Source organism: Pseudomonas sp. IPO3747 (assembly GCF_013385245.1).
Taxonomy (GTDB): domain Bacteria; phylum Pseudomonadota; class Gammaproteobacteria; order Pseudomonadales; family Pseudomonadaceae; genus Aquipseudomonas; species Aquipseudomonas edaphica.
Genome location: NZ_JACAQL010000008.1, coordinates 285,674 through 301,864, shown reverse-complemented (window position 1 = coordinate 301,864; position 16,191 = coordinate 285,674). Strand labels below are relative to the sequence as shown.

Genomic DNA, 16,191 nt, shown 5'->3' with positions numbered 1-16,191 from the left:
GTTCCCACGCTCCGCGTGGGAATGCAGCCCTGGACGCTCCGCGTCCGCTCTTGGAAGTCGTGACGCAAAGCGTCACTGGATGCATTCCCACGCAGAGCGTGGGAACGAGAGGAACACATGAGTAGCGATCTGTTAATCATCGGCGCCGGCATCCTCGGCCTGTCCCACGCCTACGCCGCCGCCAAACGCGGCCTAAAGGTCAAGGTCTTCGAGCGCAGCGCCACACCGCTGGGGGCCTCCGTGCGCAACTTCGGCCAGGCACTGGTCACCGGCCAACCCCCCGGGCCGATGCTTGATCTGGCGCAGGAAAGCCGTGATATCTGGGCGCACTGGGCACAGGTGGCCGGTATCCAGCTCAAGCGCAACGGCTCATACCTGTTCGCCCGCACCGAAGCCGAAGAACATCTGCTGGAAGCCTTCTGCGCTGGCCGGGCGCAAGAACACGACTACAACGTCGAGCTGTTGCAAGGCGCGGCGATGAAAGACCTGTACGGCGGTCAGTTTCGCCATCACCGTGCCGCGCTGCATGGCAAGGATGATCAGCAACTGTATTCGCGCGAGGCGATCCCGGCGCTGATCAATTATCTGGCCCAGGAATTGAAGGTGCAGTTCTATTTCTCCACGCTGGTGCGCGACGTTGAGCCTGGTCAAGTACACACTACAGCGGGCAGCTTTCGCGGTGAGCAGGTCATCGTATGCTCCGGTCATGACTACCAAACCTTGTTGGCGGAGTCGATTGCCGGGCTCAACCCCAGCATCTGTCGCCTGCAAATGCTGCGCGCCCGGCCTGCGCTCAACCTGAACCTGCAACACGCATTGCTCACGGGCCTTAGTTGCGTGCACTACGGCGCGTTTGCCGACCTGCCGGAAGCTGCGCCAGTGCAGGCGCAGATCCTGCGCGAAGCGCCGCATTTGCAAGAGCACGGCATTCACTTGCTGATCAGTCCGACACCGCAGGGCGAGCTGATCATCGGCGACTCCCACGATTACGGCAGCGATGCATCACCGTTCAATGCCGAGCAAGTTGATGACTGGCTGATCGAGCTGGCGGAGCAAACGTTAGGCTGCAAAATCCAGGTGGTGGAACGCTGGCAGGGTGTGTATGGCTCACGCGGCCCGGCGCCGTTTTCATTCCTGCGTGCGGCGCCGGGCGTGAGCGCGGCGTTGATGCATTCCGGCGTGGGCATGAGCGTTGGCCCGGCGATGGCCGAGCGAAATATCACAGCATTGTGGGGAGACGCATCATGAATCCGGAACAGGCAATCGCCGAAGTCTTCGGCTTATACGAACAGCACGGCGCGGCCGATTACATCGGTGAGCCGGTGTCGCAGATCGAACATATGTCCCAGGCTGCGCAGCTCGCTATGGCCGAAGGCTTCGACGATGAGGTGGTGCTGGCGGCGTTTTTCCACGACATAGGGCATCTCTGCGGGCAGGGCGGTGAGAACATGGGCGGCTATGGCGTGGTCAGCCACGAACGCCTGGGTGCGGACTATTTGCGCCGCGCAGGCTTCAGCGAGCGCATGGCCAAACTGGTGGAGTACCACGTGCAAGCCAAACGCTACCTGACCTTCAGCCAGCCGGACTACTGCGCGCGCTTGAGTGAAGCCAGCCGCCGTACCCTGGGTTACCAGGGCGGTGTGATGACGGCCGAAGAGGCTCGGGCTTTTGAGCAAGATCCGCTTTGCGAGGTCAGCCTGCGCCTGCGTGATTGGGATGAGCAGGCCAAGCAAATGCACGTGCCTGTACTGGACTTGGAGGTATTAAAGTTCAAGGCTCGGCGGCTACTGACGTTGCCTTCATAAGAATGGCGTGATTCCGACCGATGACACGGACGCAGCGCATGGAGTCAATGTCCACGCACTCTGTAAGGTACGCCCTCTGATTAAGGGAGCGATTTAGATGCGTTATTTGAGAGTTGCCGTGAAGGATCAAAGTGCTAATGCTTTGGCGGATACCGTGGACCTTCTGTTTTTTCAACGCACGCCAAAGCTGCCGGATGAGCTGGTGCGCCAGGCCACAGCTGTCGACTTATCTGCGGATGGCCTGGTCGATTACCAGATCACCGGTGACATCGACGGCAATGGTGTCTCGGGGGAGAGGGACAGGGCGTTACTCAAGGATTTTGCCAATGCTGTATTGAAAGTGAATTGGCTCTGCCGTCCACCCATGCCCAACCGCTCGATCAACTTTTATGTGAGCCGTTTCACCGTCGCAGGCGACCCCGCCGAAGTTCGCTTGGATCTCTATCAGAACGAAAAACCCATGATTGAAAAACAGCGGCTGAAGTTCAGCGTCACCGCGTGCGATAGCCTCGGCATGGGCGTAATGCAACTGGATGACGAAGCGCTGCCTCTTGAGCTGTTCGACACCATGGATCTAAAGGCACTGCAATCAATGGCCAATCTGTATCTGAAGTTCAACTGGCGTTAAGGGGCGACACATGTCGAGCCTTCTTACAGCGGGCATCGACTGTGTGCGCTGGTGAGCGCACGAGGCATGAATTAGCTTTTCAGGAAACCTCCATGCGCTATTCACCCTTGCGATAACACCCCGCTGATATGGAACGCCGCCTATGACTTTGATAGTGACGGGGCGTTGGAGTGGAATATTCACTTCGATATTAACCGTGACGGCGTCACCAATGACGTCGACAAGGGCTTGGTGCAAGTGCTCGCCGATACGGTTTTGAAGTTCAATTGGTTTACTGACGACGAGGGATGTCCAGTATGAAACGAGAGTCTGTGATGCGTTACTTGAAAGCCACCGCTCAGGACAGAAGCGGTAATGGCAAACCCGACATGGCGGTGTTGCAGTTTTTTCAGCGGGCCGACAACGAACCTGACGAACTGGTGCATGAAGCCGTGGCCGTGGATATTACGGCTGACGGTGCTGCCGATATCCTGCTACCCGGCGATATCAACGCTGATGGCTATAAATCAGCGGAAGACAAAGTGTTGCTCAAGGCCTTTGTCGATACCTTTTTGAAGCAAGGCTGGTTTAACCCCGGCGATACCTGGCGGCGTTACTTGACGATGCACGTCAGTCACTGGGCGAAAGATGGCGTGCCCAATGCGATCAAGCTGAATTTTTACCAGTGCTGTTCACTGCAGGGTAAACGCGCGCTGGTGTACAGCGCGGCTGGTTATGACGGCGATAGTGATGGGGTTCTGGAGTCATTTACCAACAGTGACTTGGATCGGGATGATGTTGCTGACCACCGCGACAAACTTGCGATTAAGGTCTTGTGCAACGCTTTCCTCGCATTCGACTGGCATACACAACCCATCAAGACGGCTTAACCTCAGCCTCATTGAGTTTGGTCGCCAAGACTTCGACCTGCTCTTGGCGCTCGGCTTGGCTCAGCTTGGCGTGAGGGTTGAGCGACGACCATTGCGGATGGGCGCGCGCCTTATACAGCGCATCCGGCAACTTGCCTTCACGCCAGGTTTTGTCCTGCGGCGAGTCGACCTTGATGCTGTGCATCGCCGCATGGCCACGCAGGTTCAGGGCCCTGAGCAACTGGCGTTGGCGCAGGGCGAGCAGGCGCAGCACGCTGTCGTCGACGGTCAGCTCGCGCTGGCCCTTGAGCTTGCCCAGCAGGCGGCTGCCGTAACTGCGTGCGGTTTGCAGTGCGCCACCGGCAATGGCACCGGCGAGGGCGGCGGCGCCGAGGGTGAGACCGCCGACCAGCAGGTCCACACCCGCACCGGCTGCCGCGCCTGCGGCGATCCCGCCGCCGACCCGAACGCCGAGTTGTTTGAGGGTTTCGGGGTTGAACAGGTCATCGCCCCAGCGGCCATCCAGCAAGGGCAGGTCGCTGGCCGCGGCGTCCTGTGGGCGAAAACCGAATAGCTTGAGCAACGCCTCTACGCATTTCTGTTCGCGCTGGCGCACGGCTTTACGCAAATCAGCGATGGCTTGCTGCTCATCTTCGGTGACCACACTGCGCCGGCATGCGGCGCAGTCGATCAGCAGCTCGGCGATCAAGCGCGCAGCGCTTTGCTGACGGGCCTGGCGTTGGGCTTGCTGATCGAGGATCAGGCGTTCCAATTGCGGCCGTGAGTTTTCCAGCAGCAGTGCCAGGCTTTCATACAAGCGGCGTTCGCCGTCTTCCGGCGGCGCCACGCTGTCGAAACGCACCAGCGCATGCAGGCCGAGGCGGGCCAGGGCTTCGCGCCAGTCCGGCTCGCGGTGGTCGTTGCTGCTGACGAAGTTGAGCACCGGCAGCAATGGCTTGCCGCAACTGGCCAGCACTTGCAGCTCGTCGCGGTACTTGGCCAGCACTGGTTCGCGGGCGTCGATCACGTACAAACCGGCGTCCGAGGCCAGCAGTTGCCGCAGCACTTTGGCCTCCTGTTCAAAACGCTGGCGGGCTTCGCTGCCTTCCAGGAACCGCGCCAGGCGAGCCGGGCCATCGAGGCGTTCGCCGGGTCGGTCCAGGCGTTCCAGGTAATCAAGCAACGCGATGGCATCTTCCAGGCCGGGCGTGTCGTACAGCTCCAACAAGGCTTCGCCGTCGACCGACAAACGCGCGCCTTCCACATGACGGGTGGTGCTGGGGCGATGGGAGACTTCGCCAAAGCCCACATCACGGGTCAGCGTGCGCAGCAGCGAGGTTTTGCCGACATTGGTGTGGCCGACCACGGCGAGTTTCAGTGGTTTAGTCATGACCGGTCTCCAGCCAGTTCAGCGGCGCACAGTCGGCGAACGGCAGCTCCAGCTGTTGCAGCGCGGCGTGCCAGTCGCCCAAGCGCTCGGCGTCCAGCGCCTGGCCGGGTGGCGCCTGCAGCAGCCATACGCGGGTGGCGGTGGCGCTGCGGGCCAGCTCGGCGATCAACGCCAGGCTGCCGCGATCCGGCGAGCGGCGCGGGTCACAGGCAATGGCCAGGCGTGCGGGCGGGAAGCGCGTGAGTTGTTCCAGCAGTTTGTTGCGCGATTCGCGGCTGTCGAGGATGCCAGCATCCTTGACGCTGCTTGGCAGCTTGGGCGGCCACGGGTGCTGATCGTCGAGTTCGATGGCCACCAGCAGGGCGCCGTCGCTTTCCAGTTCGCTGATGCCGCCAGTGACGAGGTGCAGTTGTTCGGGCGCGGCGTCGTTGACGCCCAGCCGTTCACTGCTTGGCATCAGGCGTTCGCGTAATTGGCTGTAGCCGGGCAGGTTGAGGTCCAGGCGCAACGCAGCGCGCCCGCGTTTCCAGCGCCACAGGCACAGCAGGGCGAGGAGCAATCTGGGCAGCAGGCCGTACACCAGCAGCACGCCTACCAGCCATGCGGCCCAGGCCTGGCGGGCGCTTTCGATATTCAGGGCGGAGTCGCCGCTGGCGCGGATCATCTCCACCGTCGGCACATTAAAACCCAGCAAGGCGGGCAAGCTGCCGAGGGCTTGGGTGACGGCAACAAAGGTATCGGCGCCGAGGATGGTGGTTTCCCACACAAAACCGTAGCGCCGCGTGGCCAGCAGTGTCAGCAGAATCACCAAGGCGCTGAGCAATGCCAACAACCACAGGCTGTGGACCAGCACACCCACGGCCCAACGATTGAGTTTCTGGCGCTGCAACAACAGCAACAAGGCTGGCGCCAATTGCGCGGCTTTGGCATCCCGGGCAAGTTTTTCGCTGAGCCACAACCACAGCCGCCCGAGGCTGGCGCTGTGTTCACCGGCAAACAGCAAGCCCAAGGCCCAGCTGATTAACAGGATCAGGTTCAAGCCGAGCAGGCTGCCCAAGGCCCAGAACACGTTCACCGGCGTCAGGCCGTTGCCCAAGGCGGCAAAGGCCAGCCCGGCGCCACTGATAACCGCGACCACCGCCAGCAGCACCAACGCCAAACGAGCGCCTTGCAGCCAGCGGGTGAGGGCGGCGGTCAGCCCATCGCGCTCGGCCAGGTGCAGGGCACGCTGCTGGATGCGCGTCGCCAGGTCGCCACCGGCCGTGCGGGCCAGGCGGTTGGCTTCCAGGTCTTCCAAAGGGCCTGCGTGTTCTTCGCGCAGGCGCACGGTTTCGGTCAGCCAAAGTGTATGCAGCGGGTTCAGAGCAGTCACGCGCCGTCCTGTTGAGCAAGTGAGCTTGGAGCATAACCGCAGACTCGTGGCTCTGGTATTCTCGTCGGCATGAAAAAAACTCTCCCTTTAAGCCTGATCGCAGCCCTTGGTGAAAACCGGGTGATCGGCGTCGACAACAGCATGCCCTGGCATTTGCCGGGGGATTTTAAATATTTCAAGGCCACCACGCTCGGCAAGCCGATCATCATGGGGCGCAAGACCTGGGATTCCCTGGGCCGACCGTTGCCGGGGCGCTTGAACATTGTGGTCAGCCGTCAGACCGGCTTGGCGCTGGAAGGTGCGGAAGTTTTTCCGTCACTGGACGCGGCGGTTGAGCGGGCTGAAGCCTGGGCGCTGGAACAGGGCGTGGATGAGCTGATGCTGATCGGCGGTGCGCAGCTGTATGCGCAGGGGCTGGCGCAGGCGGATCGCCTGTATTTGACGCGGGTGGCGTTGAGCCCGGAAGGCGATGCATGGTTTCCGGAGTTTGATTTGAACCAGTGGAAGTTGGTTTCAAACGTCGAGAACCTGGCTGAAGGCGATAAGCCTGCCTACAACTTCGAAGTCTGGGAAAAAGCCTAAAAGCATCGCAGGCAAGCCAGCTCCCACAGTTGACCGATTTCTCCTGAGGAAACCGATTCAAGTGTGGGAGCTGGCTTGCCTGCGATAGCGGTCTATCAGACCTGCGCTAATTCAGCATGCTCATCGGCATCCAGCAGCGCTTTATCCGTCTGCCCCATGATCTGGCTGGTAATCGCCCCGGCTGTCATCGAACCATTCACGTTCAACGCCGTGCGGCCCATGTCGATCAGCGGCTCCACGGAAATCAGCAGCGCCACCAGTGACACCGGCAAGCCCATCGCCGGCAGCACGATCAGCGCGGCAAAGGTCGCACCACCGCCCACGCCTGCCACACCGGCCGAACTCAAGGTCACAATCGCCACCAGCGTCGCGATCCACAGCGGGTCCAGCGGGTTGATGCCCACGGTCGGTGCAACCATCACCGCCAGCATGGCTGGGTAGAGACCGGCGCAACCGTTCTGGCCGATCGTCGCGCCAAACGAGGCGGCAAACCCGGCGATGGACTGCGGGATCCCCAGACGGCGGGTCTGCGCTTCAATGCTCAGCGGAATGGCTGCCGCACTGGAACGACTGGTGAAGGCAAACGTCAGTACCGGCCACACCTTGCGGAAGAACCGCAGCGGGTTGATCCCGGCCAGCGACAGCAATAGGCCGTGAACCACAAACATCAGCCCCAGAGCCAGATAAGACACCACTACAAAACTGCCGAGCTTGATGATGTCTTGCAGGTTGGAGCCGGCGACTACCTTGGTCATCAGCGCCAGCACGCCGTAGGGCGTCAGCTTCATCACCAGGCGCACCAGGCGCATGACCCAGGCTTGCAGGGTGTCGATGGCGTTGAGCACTTTCTGGCCTTTTTCCACGTCATCCTTGAGCAGTTGCAGCGCGGCAACCCCCAGGAATGCAGCGAAAATCACCACGCTGATGATCGACGTCGGCTTGGCGCGGGCCAGGTCGGCAAACGGGTTGGCCGGTACGAACGACAGCAGCAACTGCGGGATATTCAGGTCGGCCACCTTGCCCGCGTAATCACTCTGGATCACTTGCAGGCGTGCCATCTCCTGGGTGCCCGCCACCAGACCTTCGGCGGTAAGGCCGAACAGATTGGTCAGGCCGATACCGATCAGCGCCGCAATCGCGGTGGTGAACAGCAGCGTGCCGATGGTCAAAAAGCTGATCTTGCCCAGGGACGAGGCGTTATGCAGGCGCGCCACGGCACTGAGGATCGAGGCGAACACCAGCGGGATCACGATCATTTGCAGCAGTTGCACGTAACCATTGCCGACCAGATCAAACCAGCTGATCGAGGCCTTCAGCACCGGGTTGCCGTCGCCGTAAATGGTGTGCAACACCGTGCCGAACACCACGCCCAATACGAGGGCAAACAGCACCTTCTTGGCGAGGCTCCAGTTCGTGCGACGGGTTTGTGCCAGGCCCAGCAACAGGGCCACGAACACCAGTAAGTTGAGAATCAGGGGCAGATTCATTGAAGCTCCGTTGAGAAGGCAGCCAATCGCGTGAGCCTGCGATTGCGAACCGGGAAGCCTAACAGTTTGAAATATATTGATTTAATACCAATATGGAATGGCGACTGTCGTTTTTGGAATAAGCATTTGACGCTCAGGCACATGCCCTTGGCGTTATCACGACGCAAGCGGTCGTGCTCGGGCGATAACTGTCATACAGATTTGTTAGCGTCGGTGTCTTTCACTCAGGGAGAAAACGCTTATGAAGCTCGCGCCAAAACTACTTGCCGCCGCCTTCTGCCTCGGCCTCGTCAGCCAGGCATTTGCCGCCACAGAGTTGAAACACTGGCCGGCGCCGGCCGCCGAGCAACTGAACAAGATGATCGCCGCCAACGCCAACAAGGGTAACTTCGCGGTGTTCGACATGGACAACACCAGTTACCGCTACGACCTCGAAGAGTCCTTGCTGCCCTACATGGAAAACAAGGGCCTGATCACCCGCGAGAGCATGGACCCATCGCTGAAGCTGATGCCGTTCAAGGACACCGCCGACCACAAGGAAAGCCTGTTCAGCTACTACTACCGCCTTTGCGAAGTCGACGACATGGTCTGCTACCCATGGGTTGCGCAGATTTTCTCGGGCTTCACCCTCAAGGAACTCAAGGTCCAGGTGGACGAGCTGATGGCTTCCGGCAAGCCGGTGCCGGTCACCTACTTTGAAGGCGATGTGGTGAAGAAGTCTGAGGTGCAGCCGCCGAAAGTCTTCACCGGCCAGGCTGAGCTGTACAACAAGCTGATGGAAAACGGCATCGAGGTGTATGTGATGACCGCCGCCTCCGAGGAGTTGGTGCGTATGGTCGCCGCCGATCCGAAGTACGGCTACAACGTCAAACCCGAGAACGTCATCGGCGTGAGCACCTTGCTCAAGGATCGCAAGACCGGCGAACTGACCACTGCGCGTAAGCAGATCACTGCGGGCAAATATGACGAGAAGGCCAACCTCGGCCTGGAACTGACGCCGTACTTATGGACCCCGGCAACCTGGATGGCCGGCAAGCACGCAGCGATCCTGACCTACATCGACGAGTGGAAAAAACCGGTGATCGTCGGCGGTGACACACCGACCAGCGACGGTTACATGCTATTCCACGATGTGGACGTGGCCAAGGGTGGCATTCACTTGTGGATCAACCGCAAGGACAAATACATGACCCAGCTCAACGGCATGATGGCCAAGCACGCGGCTGCTCAGGCCAAGGAAGGCTTGCCGGTGACGGCGGACAAGAACTGGGTGATCGTCAAGCCGGACGAAATCCAGTAACGCGGTCAGTGTGGGAGCTGGCTTGCCTGCGATAGCGATCGGTCAGGCTCAGAGAGGCAAGCTGACACGCCGCCATCGCAGGCAAGCCAGCTCCCACAGTTGATCTCTGTTGTCTGGGGAGTTTTATTCAGGCAAAAAAATGCCCCGCACGTGGCGGGGCTTTTTTATGGGCGGGCTTACAGGCCGTCGAGCATCGCCTTGTTACGCACAGCACCTTTGTCGGCACTGGTGGCCAACAGGGCATATGCCTTCAGCGCGGTAGTGACTTTGCGCGGACGCTTCTCCACCGGTTTCCAGCCTTTCTTGTCCTGCTCAACCCGGCGTGCCGCCAGTTCTTCGTCGCTGATCAACAGGTTGATCGAGCGGTTCGGAATGTCGATCAGCACCTTGTCGCCGTCCTGCACCAGACCAATCGCGCCACCGGCAGCGGCTTCTGGCGAAGCGTGGCCGATCGAGAGGCCCGAGGTGCCGCCAGAGAAGCGGCCGTCGGTCAGCAAGGCGCAAGCTTTGCCCAGGCCTTTGGATTTCAGGTAAGACGTCGGGTAGAGCATCTCCTGCATGCCCGGGCCGCCTTTCGGGCCTTCGTAGCGGATGATCACGATGTCGCCTTCTTTCACTTCGTCGGCGAGGATGCCGCGCACCGAGCTGTCCTGGCTTTCGTAGATCTTGGCGCGGCCTTCGAACACGTGGATGGATTCATCCACACCGGCGGTTTTCACCACGCAGCCATCCAGGGCAATGTTGCCGTACAGCACGGCCAGGCCGCCTTCTTGCGAGTAGGCGTGCTCGACACTGCGGATGCAGCCGTTTTCACGGTCGTCATCCAGGGTTTCCCAACGGGTCGACTGGCTGAACGCGGTCTGGGTCGGGATACCCGCCGGGCCAGCCTTGAAGAAGTGATGCACCGCTTCGTCGTCAGTCTGGGTGATGTCCCACTTGGCGATGCCTTCGGCCAGGGATTTGCTGTGCACAGTCGGCAGGTCGGTGTGCAACAGGCCGCCACGGGCCAGCGAGCCAAGAATCGAGAAGATCCCGCCGGCGCGGTGCACGTCTTCCATGTGGTACTTCTGGATATTCGGCGCGACTTTGCACAGTTGCGGCACATGACGGGACAGACGGTCGATGTCGCGCAGGTCGAAGTCGATCTCGGCTTCTTGCGCTGCGGCCAGCAAGTGCAGGATGGTGTTGGTGGAACCGCCCATGGCGATGTCCAGGGTCATGGCGTTCTCGAACGCCTTGAAGTTGGCGATATTGCGCGGCAACACCGACTCATCGTTCTCGGTGTAGTAACGCTTGCACAGCTCGACGATGGTGCGGCCAGCCTGCAGGAACAGCTGTTCGCGGTCGCTGTGGGTGGCCAGGGTGGAACCGTTGCCCGGCAAGGCCAGGCCCAGGGCTTCGACCAGGCAGTTCATCGAGTTGGCGGTGAACATGCCGGAGCACGAACCGCAGGTCGGGCAGGCGCTGCGTTCGTATTCCGCGACCTTCTCGTCAGAAGCGCTGGAATCGGCGGCGATGACCATGGCGTCGACCAGGTCGAGGCCGTGGGAGGCGAGCTTGGTCTTGCCGGCTTCCATCGGGCCGCCGGAGACGAAGATCACCGGGATGTTCAGGCGCAGGGCGGCCATCAGCATGCCGGGGGTGATCTTGTCGCAGTTGGAGATGCAGACGATGGCATCGGCGCAGTGGGCGTTGACCATGTATTCCACGGAGTCGGCAATGATCTCGCGGCTCGGCAGCGAATACAGCATGCCGTCATGGCCCATGGCGATGCCGTCATCCACGGCGATGGTGTTGAATTCCTTGGCGACGCCACCGGCGCGTTCGATCTCGCGGGCGACCAGCTGGCCCAGGTCCTTGAGGTGGACGTGGCCCGGTACGAACTGGGTAAAGGAGTTGGCAATCGCGATGATCGGCTTCTTGAAGTCGTCATCTTTCATCCCCGTGGCACGCCACAGTGCGCGCGCGCCGGCCATATTGCGGCCGTGGGTGGATGTTTTCGAGCGGTAATCTGGCATGGAGCACTCCGGGCGGCTAATCAAGTACTAAAGGGAAGTGAGCTTCTATTGACGTATGGAGCACTCAGAAAATGGCCGTGTGTCCAAACGTTGCCACTCGCGTCGCGGGATCGCCGCGTGCCTGGGCCTCGAGCTCATAAACCCGCCGGGGGATGACTGGCGATGAATAAGGCCGATTCTACACCGCTGGCGGCTGGAGGGAATGACCGTCTGTGGCGAGGGCGCTTGCTAGCGACCCACACGTGCATTCGCCACCCAACCCCACAGGCTGAAAACGATGAAGCTTACGGCGATGGTCATCAGCAAATGGTTGCCGGTCTGCGCGAGGGCGGCGCTGCTGATGGCCGCGGTCAGGAACATGATGCTGTTGCCCGCCGACGCTGCCGTGCCCGCGCTGCTGGAAAACAGCAGCATCGCCGCCGAAATCGCGGCAGGCCGCACAAGAGTGACGGCCAGGGCACTGATCAGCATCGGGATCAGCAGAGTCAGGGAGGTGATGGCCTCAACGCTGATAATCAGCGTTAACAAAATGCCGGCCACCAGCAGCAATCCCAGCCCGATATTGATTTGCCGGGACAGCGAGATGCGCTTCTGCAAGTACGATGCCGCGACGCCACCGAGCAGGTAGGCCACGCCGTACACCATCAACATCAGTGCGTATTGGTATTCGGACAGTTTCAACGCATCCATGAAAATCAGCGGCGTCACGCTGATCAAGGCGAAATAGCAGGCGAACACCAGCGCGGCGATCCACCAGTAGCGCAGGAAGTCGCGGTTGCCAGCGACGGCTCTGAGCGTACCGATGATTGATACCGGCGCGCGGTGCGGGCTGGCGGCCTTGGACGGCAGGATGCAGAGCGCATGGATCAACATGCCCAGTGCCATCAGCGCAAAGCCGTAGAAGCTGCCTTGCCAGTCGAAGGTGGTTTGCAGCCAGGAGCCGATCAGCGGCGAGAGCGCCACAAACGAACCGCTAAGGGTCATGTAATACAGGCGTACGCGGGCGCGGTCCTGTTCTTCGAACAGGTCTTCGACCAGTGCATGGCCCAGTACGAAAAACCCGCAGCCCATGGCCTGCACGCAGCGAAACAGCAGGAAGGTCAGGTAGTCGGACGCGAACGCGCAACCCATCGCGCCGAGGATCGACAGCGTAATGCAGCCGATCAGCACTTCCTTGCGGCCCCATTTATCCGACAGCGGGCCTGCAATCAATTGGGAAATTGAAAACACCAGCGTGAACAGACTGATCGACAGTGCGATTTCTGCGGTAGGTGTGTCGAACCTGGCAGCCAGCGCGGGAAACGAGGGCAGCAGAATGTTGATAGGGAAAAAGCTGATCAGGGAAATGCAGGTGATGAGGATGAAGCGGGAGAGGTAGGGCCCAGACATTGTTTTTGTTTTCCGGAGTAATTCCAGAAACCGATACTAGTCTGCGAAATGTGGAATTCAATCAAAACCGTTGAAGGACGGTTTGTGTCGGAAAAATGTGGGGGCGGGCTTGCCCGCGATGGCTGAGTGTCAGTCAACAAACTCGTCAACAGGTCCACCGCTATCGCAGGCAAGCCAGCTCCCACATTTGATCTGCGTGTTACTTAGCTATTAGGCAGCAACCGGCAGGTAATGCTCTTGATGTAGCGCGTTTCGGCAATCGCCGGGTGCACCGGGTGATCCGGGCCCTGGCCGCCGCGTTCGAGCATCTGGATGTTGCGGTCCAGGTGACGGGCGCTGGTCAGCAGGATGTTCTGCAGGTCGTCTTCCGGCAGGTGCATGGAGCACGATGCGCTGACCAGAATGCCGTCCTTGCTGAGCAGGCGCATGGCTTGCTCGTTCAGGCGGCGGTAGGCGCCTTCGCCGTTTTTCATGTCTTTTTTGCGTTTGATGAAGGCCGGTGGGTCGGCGACGATCACGTCGAAACGTTCTTCGCTGGCTTTCAGCTCTTTGAGGGCTTCGAACACGTCGCCTTCAATGCAGGTCATCTTCTCGGCAACACCGTTCAGTGCGGCGTTGCGCTCTACGCCGTCGAGGGCGAAGGCGGAGGCGTCGACGCAGAACACTTCACTGGCGCCGAACGCTGCAGCTTGCACGCCCCAGCCGCCGATGTAGCTGTACAGGTCGAGTACGCGTTTGCCTTTGGCGTACGGGGCCAGGCGGGCGCGGTTCATGCGGTGGTCGTAGAACCAGCCGGTTTTCTGGCCCTGGATCACCGGGGCTTCGAATTTCACGCCGTTTTCTTCCAGCGCGACCCACTCCGGCACCAGGCCGAAAACGGTTTCGACGTAGCGGTTGAGGCCTTCGGCGTCACGCGCGGCGGAGTCGTTCTTGAACAGGATGCCGCTTGGCTTGAGCACTTGGGTCAGGGCAGCGATCACGTCTTCTTTGTGCGCTTCCATGGTCGCCGAGGCGATCTGTACTACAAGGATGTCGCCGAAACGGTCGACGACCAGGCCCGGCAACAGGTCGGAATCACCGTAGACCAGGCGGTAGAACGGCTTGTCGAACAGGCGGTCACGCAGGGACAGGGCGACGTTGATGCGGTGCACCAGCAGCGATTTGTCCAGCGGCAACTTGATGTCGCGTGACAGCAGGCGGGCGCAGATCAGGTTGTTCGGGCTCATGGCCACGATGCCCAGGGTCTTGCCGCCAGCCGCTTCCAGGATAGCCTGGTCGCCTGCCTGGAAGCCGTGAAGAGGTGTGGCGGCCACATCGATTTCGTTGCTGTAGACCCACAGGTGGCCGTTGCGCAAACGACGATCGGCGTTGGCTTTGAGACGCAGGCTAGGCAGGGACATGACGTCGCTCCGGAAAAAAGAGCGGGAGTATACCCTGTTGCGCCGTTATTCATGTGGGAGCTGGCTTGCCTGCGATGCAGGCGATTCGGTGTATCTGACGTACGGTGGTGATGCAATCGCAGGCAAGCCAGCTCCCACACAAGCCCAGAGCCCACATTCAATCCGGTTTTTGAGGTGTCGGTCAGCTTCCCATAGAGGTTAGAATTCGCGCCTAGTCCAGAGTGTGTATTTATGTCCCCAGAGCTTTCCGCCGAGCAGATCCAGCAGGCCCTGCAAGGCATCAGCGTGCCGCCTCAACCGCAAATCATGGTGGATTTGCAGATGGAGCAGTACATGCCCGACCCGGACCTGGAAGTGATCGCGCGGCTGATCTCCCAGGATCCAGGCCTGTCTGGTGCGCTGCTGAAGATCGTCAACTCGCCGTATTACGGCCTGAGCAACAAGATCGCCTCGATCCAGCGCGCGGTGAACCTGCTGGGCAGCCGCTCGATCATCAACCTGATCAACGCGCAGTCGATCAAGGGCGAGATGAGCGACGACACCATCGTCACCCTCAACCGCTTCTGGGACACCGCCCAGGACGTGGCCATGACCTGCCTGACCCTGGCCAAGCGCACCGGCTCGCAAACGGTCGACGAGGCCTATGCCTTGGGCCTGTTCCACGACTGCGGCGTGCCGCTGATGCTCAAGCGCTTCCCCAATTACATGGCGGTGCTGGAGCAGGCTTACGCCAATGCCGGCCCGGATTGCCGGGTGGTCGACACCGAGAACAACGCGTTCAACACCAACCATGCCGTGGTGGGTTACTACACCGCCAAATCCTGGCGCCTGCCGGAGCATGTGACCGACGCCATCGCCAACCACCACAACGCCCTGGCGATTTTCAGCGATGAGTCGTCGCGCAACCCGCAACTTAAAAACCTGTTGGCGATCCTCAAGATGGCCGAGCACATCTGCTCGTCCCACCGCGTGCTGGGCAACCAATCGGCGGACCATGAGTGGGATGCCATCGGGCATCTGGTGCTGGACTACGTGGGCCTGTCGGACTACGACTTTGAAAGCCTGAAGCTATCGATCCGCGAACTGGGCGCGCACTGACCCTTTAATCAAGAGGTACACATGCCCGAGTTACCCGAAGTCGAAACCACCCGGCGCGGGATTGCGCCGCATTTGGAAGGCCAACGCGTCAGCCTTGTGGTGGTGCGTGAACGGCGCCTGCGCTGGCCGATCCCGGAAGACCTGGATGTGCGCCTGTCCGGGCAGCGCATCGTGCTGGTGGAGCGGCGGGCCAAGTACCTGTTGATCAATGCCGAAGTGGGCACGTTGATCAGCCATTTGGGTATGTCGGGCAATTTGCGCCTGGTGGAAGTCGGCTTGCCAGCGCTCAAGCATGAGCATGTGGACATTGAGCTGGAGTCGGGCCTGGCGCTGCGCTATACCGACCCTCGGCGTTTTGGCGCGATGCTCTGGAGCCAGGACCCGCACAACCACGAACTGTTGCTGCGCCTGGGGCCGGAGCCGTTGACCGACCTGTTTGATGGCGAGCGTCTGTTCCAGCTGTCGCGTGGCAAGTCGATAGCGGTGAAGCCGTTCATCATGGACAACGCGGTGGTGGTGGGCGTGGGCAATATCTACGCGACCGAAGCGTTGTTTGCGGCAGGGATAGATCCGCGCCGGGCTGCGGGTGGTATCTCACGCGGGCGTTATTTGAAGCTGGCGATCGAGATCAAGCGCGTGCTGGCGGCAGCTATCGAGCGTGGTGGCACCACGTTGCGGGACTTTATCGGCGGTGATGGGCAACCGGGGTATTTCCAGCAGGAGCTGTACGTCTACGGCCGGGGCGGTGAGGCGTGCAAGGTCTGCGGGAGCGAGTTGCGCAATGTGGTGCTGGGGCAGCGGGCGAGTGTGTTTTGCCCCAAGTGCCAGAGCTGAGTGTCGGGTGATGGCTGATGTCGCCATCGCAGGCAAGCCA

At 60.7% G+C, this 16,191-nt stretch carries 14 protein-coding genes; 8 read left to right on the top strand and 6 right to left on the bottom strand.

The features are described from left to right. Positions 1 to 117 precede the first annotated feature (117 nt). The 4 genes from HX790_RS13010 to HX790_RS12995 all read left to right on the top strand — a co-directional run bounded on the left by HX790_RS13010 (position 118) and on the right by HX790_RS12995 (position 3,302). Positions 118 to 1,248, top strand: a complete 1,131-nt coding sequence (locus HX790_RS13010) for a TIGR03364 family FAD-dependent oxidoreductase (RefSeq protein WP_169987592.1) — start codon at positions 118 to 120, stop codon at positions 1,246 to 1,248. After that, on the top strand, positions 1,245 to 1,805 hold the full coding sequence (locus HX790_RS13005; RefSeq protein WP_017139488.1) for a phosphonate degradation HD-domain oxygenase: 561 nt from the start codon (positions 1,245 to 1,247) through the stop codon (positions 1,803 to 1,805). Before HX790_RS13010 ends, HX790_RS13005 begins: the two co-directional genes overlap by 4 nt. Before the next feature lie 97 nt (positions 1,806 to 1,902). Next, entirely contained in the window at positions 1,903 to 2,433 is a 531-nt protein-coding gene (locus HX790_RS13000; RefSeq protein ID WP_017139487.1) for a hypothetical protein, read from the top strand. 314 nt (positions 2,434 to 2,747) lie between these two features. Then, positions 2,748 to 3,302, top strand: coding sequence for a hypothetical protein (locus HX790_RS12995; protein WP_017139485.1), 555 nt, complete (start codon positions 2,748 to 2,750; stop codon positions 3,300 to 3,302). Here the strand turns inward: HX790_RS12995 and HX790_RS12990 are convergent. Together HX790_RS12990 and HX790_RS12985 are read right to left on the bottom strand one after the other, a co-directional pair. Next, the gene (locus tag HX790_RS12990; RefSeq protein WP_176991634.1) at positions 3,289 to 4,671 is read right to left on the bottom strand and encodes a DUF3482 domain-containing protein; all 1,383 of its coding nucleotides are present in this window, start codon (positions 4,669 to 4,671) and stop codon (positions 3,289 to 3,291) included. The two genes, HX790_RS12995 and HX790_RS12990, sit on opposite strands and share 14 nt — an antisense overlap. Beyond that, positions 4,664 to 6,043 (bottom strand): DUF2868 domain-containing protein, encoded by a 1,380-nt coding sequence (locus HX790_RS12985; protein ID WP_176991633.1) that lies wholly within the window; start codon positions 6,041 to 6,043, stop codon positions 4,664 to 4,666. The genes HX790_RS12990 and HX790_RS12985 overlap by 8 nt, the downstream gene beginning before the upstream one ends. A 69-nt stretch (positions 6,044 to 6,112) precedes the next feature. Here HX790_RS12985 and HX790_RS12980 point away from each other — a divergent pair, with 69 nt between their 5' ends. Continuing rightward, entirely contained in the window at positions 6,113 to 6,625 is a 513-nt protein-coding gene (locus HX790_RS12980) for a dihydrofolate reductase (RefSeq protein WP_176991632.1), read from the top strand. A gap of 95 nt (positions 6,626 to 6,720) precedes the next feature. Here HX790_RS12980 and HX790_RS12975 read toward each other — a convergent pair whose 3' ends face one another. Continuing rightward, the gene (locus HX790_RS12975; RefSeq protein WP_017139481.1) at positions 6,721 to 8,112 is read right to left on the bottom strand and encodes an L-cystine transporter; all 1,392 of its coding nucleotides are present in this window, start codon (positions 8,110 to 8,112) and stop codon (positions 6,721 to 6,723) included. A gap of 241 nt (positions 8,113 to 8,353) precedes the next feature. On the opposite strand from HX790_RS12975, the gene HX790_RS12970 reads away from it, so the two are divergent. Continuing rightward, positions 8,354 to 9,412 carry a hypothetical protein gene (locus HX790_RS12970; protein WP_017139480.1) on the top strand — a complete coding sequence of 353 codons (1,059 nt, stop codon included), beginning with the start codon at positions 8,354 to 8,356 and terminating at the stop codon, positions 9,410 to 9,412. Positions 9,413 to 9,588: 176 nt separating this feature from the next. Here the strand turns inward: HX790_RS12970 and ilvD are convergent, their stop codons facing one another. The 3 genes from ilvD to HX790_RS12955 all read right to left on the bottom strand — a co-directional run bounded on the left by ilvD (position 9,589) and on the right by HX790_RS12955 (position 14,219). Further along, positions 9,589 to 11,430 (bottom strand): dihydroxy-acid dehydratase, encoded by a 1,842-nt coding sequence (ilvD, locus tag HX790_RS12965; protein ID WP_017139479.1) that lies wholly within the window; start codon positions 11,428 to 11,430, stop codon positions 9,589 to 9,591. A 228-nt stretch (positions 11,431 to 11,658) separates the two neighbouring features. After that, positions 11,659 to 12,819 (bottom strand): MFS transporter, encoded by a 1,161-nt coding sequence (locus HX790_RS12960; protein WP_176991631.1) that lies wholly within the window; start codon positions 12,817 to 12,819, stop codon positions 11,659 to 11,661. A 203-nt stretch (positions 12,820 to 13,022) separates the two neighbouring features. Continuing rightward, positions 13,023 to 14,219, bottom strand: a complete 1,197-nt coding sequence (locus HX790_RS12955) for a class I SAM-dependent rRNA methyltransferase (RefSeq protein ID WP_003213799.1) — start codon at positions 14,217 to 14,219, stop codon at positions 13,023 to 13,025. Between the two features lie 285 nt (positions 14,220 to 14,504). Here HX790_RS12955 and HX790_RS12950 point away from each other — a divergent pair, with 285 nt between their 5' ends. Together HX790_RS12950 and mutM are read left to right on the top strand one after the other, a co-directional pair. Continuing rightward, positions 14,505 to 15,317, top strand: a complete 813-nt coding sequence (locus HX790_RS12950; protein ID WP_169987622.1) for an HDOD domain-containing protein — start codon at positions 14,505 to 14,507, stop codon at positions 15,315 to 15,317. A 21-nt stretch (positions 15,318 to 15,338) separates the two neighbouring features. Next, entirely contained in the window at positions 15,339 to 16,151 is an 813-nt protein-coding gene (gene mutM, locus HX790_RS12945) for a bifunctional DNA-formamidopyrimidine glycosylase/DNA-(apurinic or apyrimidinic site) lyase (RefSeq protein ID WP_176991630.1), read from the top strand. Positions 16,152 to 16,191: the final 40 nt, after the last annotated feature.

Coding starts and splice junctions, on each gene's coding strand:
- HX790_RS12975 (WP_017139481.1), bottom strand. CDS start 8,112: ATGAATCTGCCCCTGATTCTCAACTTACTGGTGTTCGTGGCCCTGTTG.
- HX790_RS13010 (WP_169987592.1), top strand. CDS start 118: ATGAGTAGCGATCTGTTAATCATCGGCGCCGGCATCCTCGGCCTGTCC.
- HX790_RS12955 (WP_003213799.1), bottom strand. CDS start 14,219: ATGTCCCTGCCTAGCCTGCGTCTCAAAGCCAACGCCGATCGTCGTTTG.
- HX790_RS12980 (WP_176991632.1), top strand. CDS start 6,113: ATGAAAAAAACTCTCCCTTTAAGCCTGATCGCAGCCCTTGGTGAAAAC.
- HX790_RS13000 (WP_017139487.1), top strand. CDS start 1,903: ATGCGTTATTTGAGAGTTGCCGTGAAGGATCAAAGTGCTAATGCTTTG.
- HX790_RS12960 (WP_176991631.1), bottom strand. CDS start 12,819: ATGTCTGGGCCCTACCTCTCCCGCTTCATCCTCATCACCTGCATTTCC.
- HX790_RS12990 (WP_176991634.1), bottom strand. CDS start 4,671: ATGACTAAACCACTGAAACTCGCCGTGGTCGGCCACACCAATGTCGGC.
- HX790_RS12970 (WP_017139480.1), top strand. CDS start 8,354: ATGAAGCTCGCGCCAAAACTACTTGCCGCCGCCTTCTGCCTCGGCCTC.
- mutM (WP_176991630.1), top strand. CDS start 15,339: ATGCCCGAGTTACCCGAAGTCGAAACCACCCGGCGCGGGATTGCGCCG.
- ilvD (WP_017139479.1), bottom strand. CDS start 11,430: ATGCCAGATTACCGCTCGAAAACATCCACCCACGGCCGCAATATGGCC.
- HX790_RS13005 (WP_017139488.1), top strand. CDS start 1,245: ATGAATCCGGAACAGGCAATCGCCGAAGTCTTCGGCTTATACGAACAG.
- HX790_RS12995 (WP_017139485.1), top strand. CDS start 2,748: ATGCGTTACTTGAAAGCCACCGCTCAGGACAGAAGCGGTAATGGCAAA.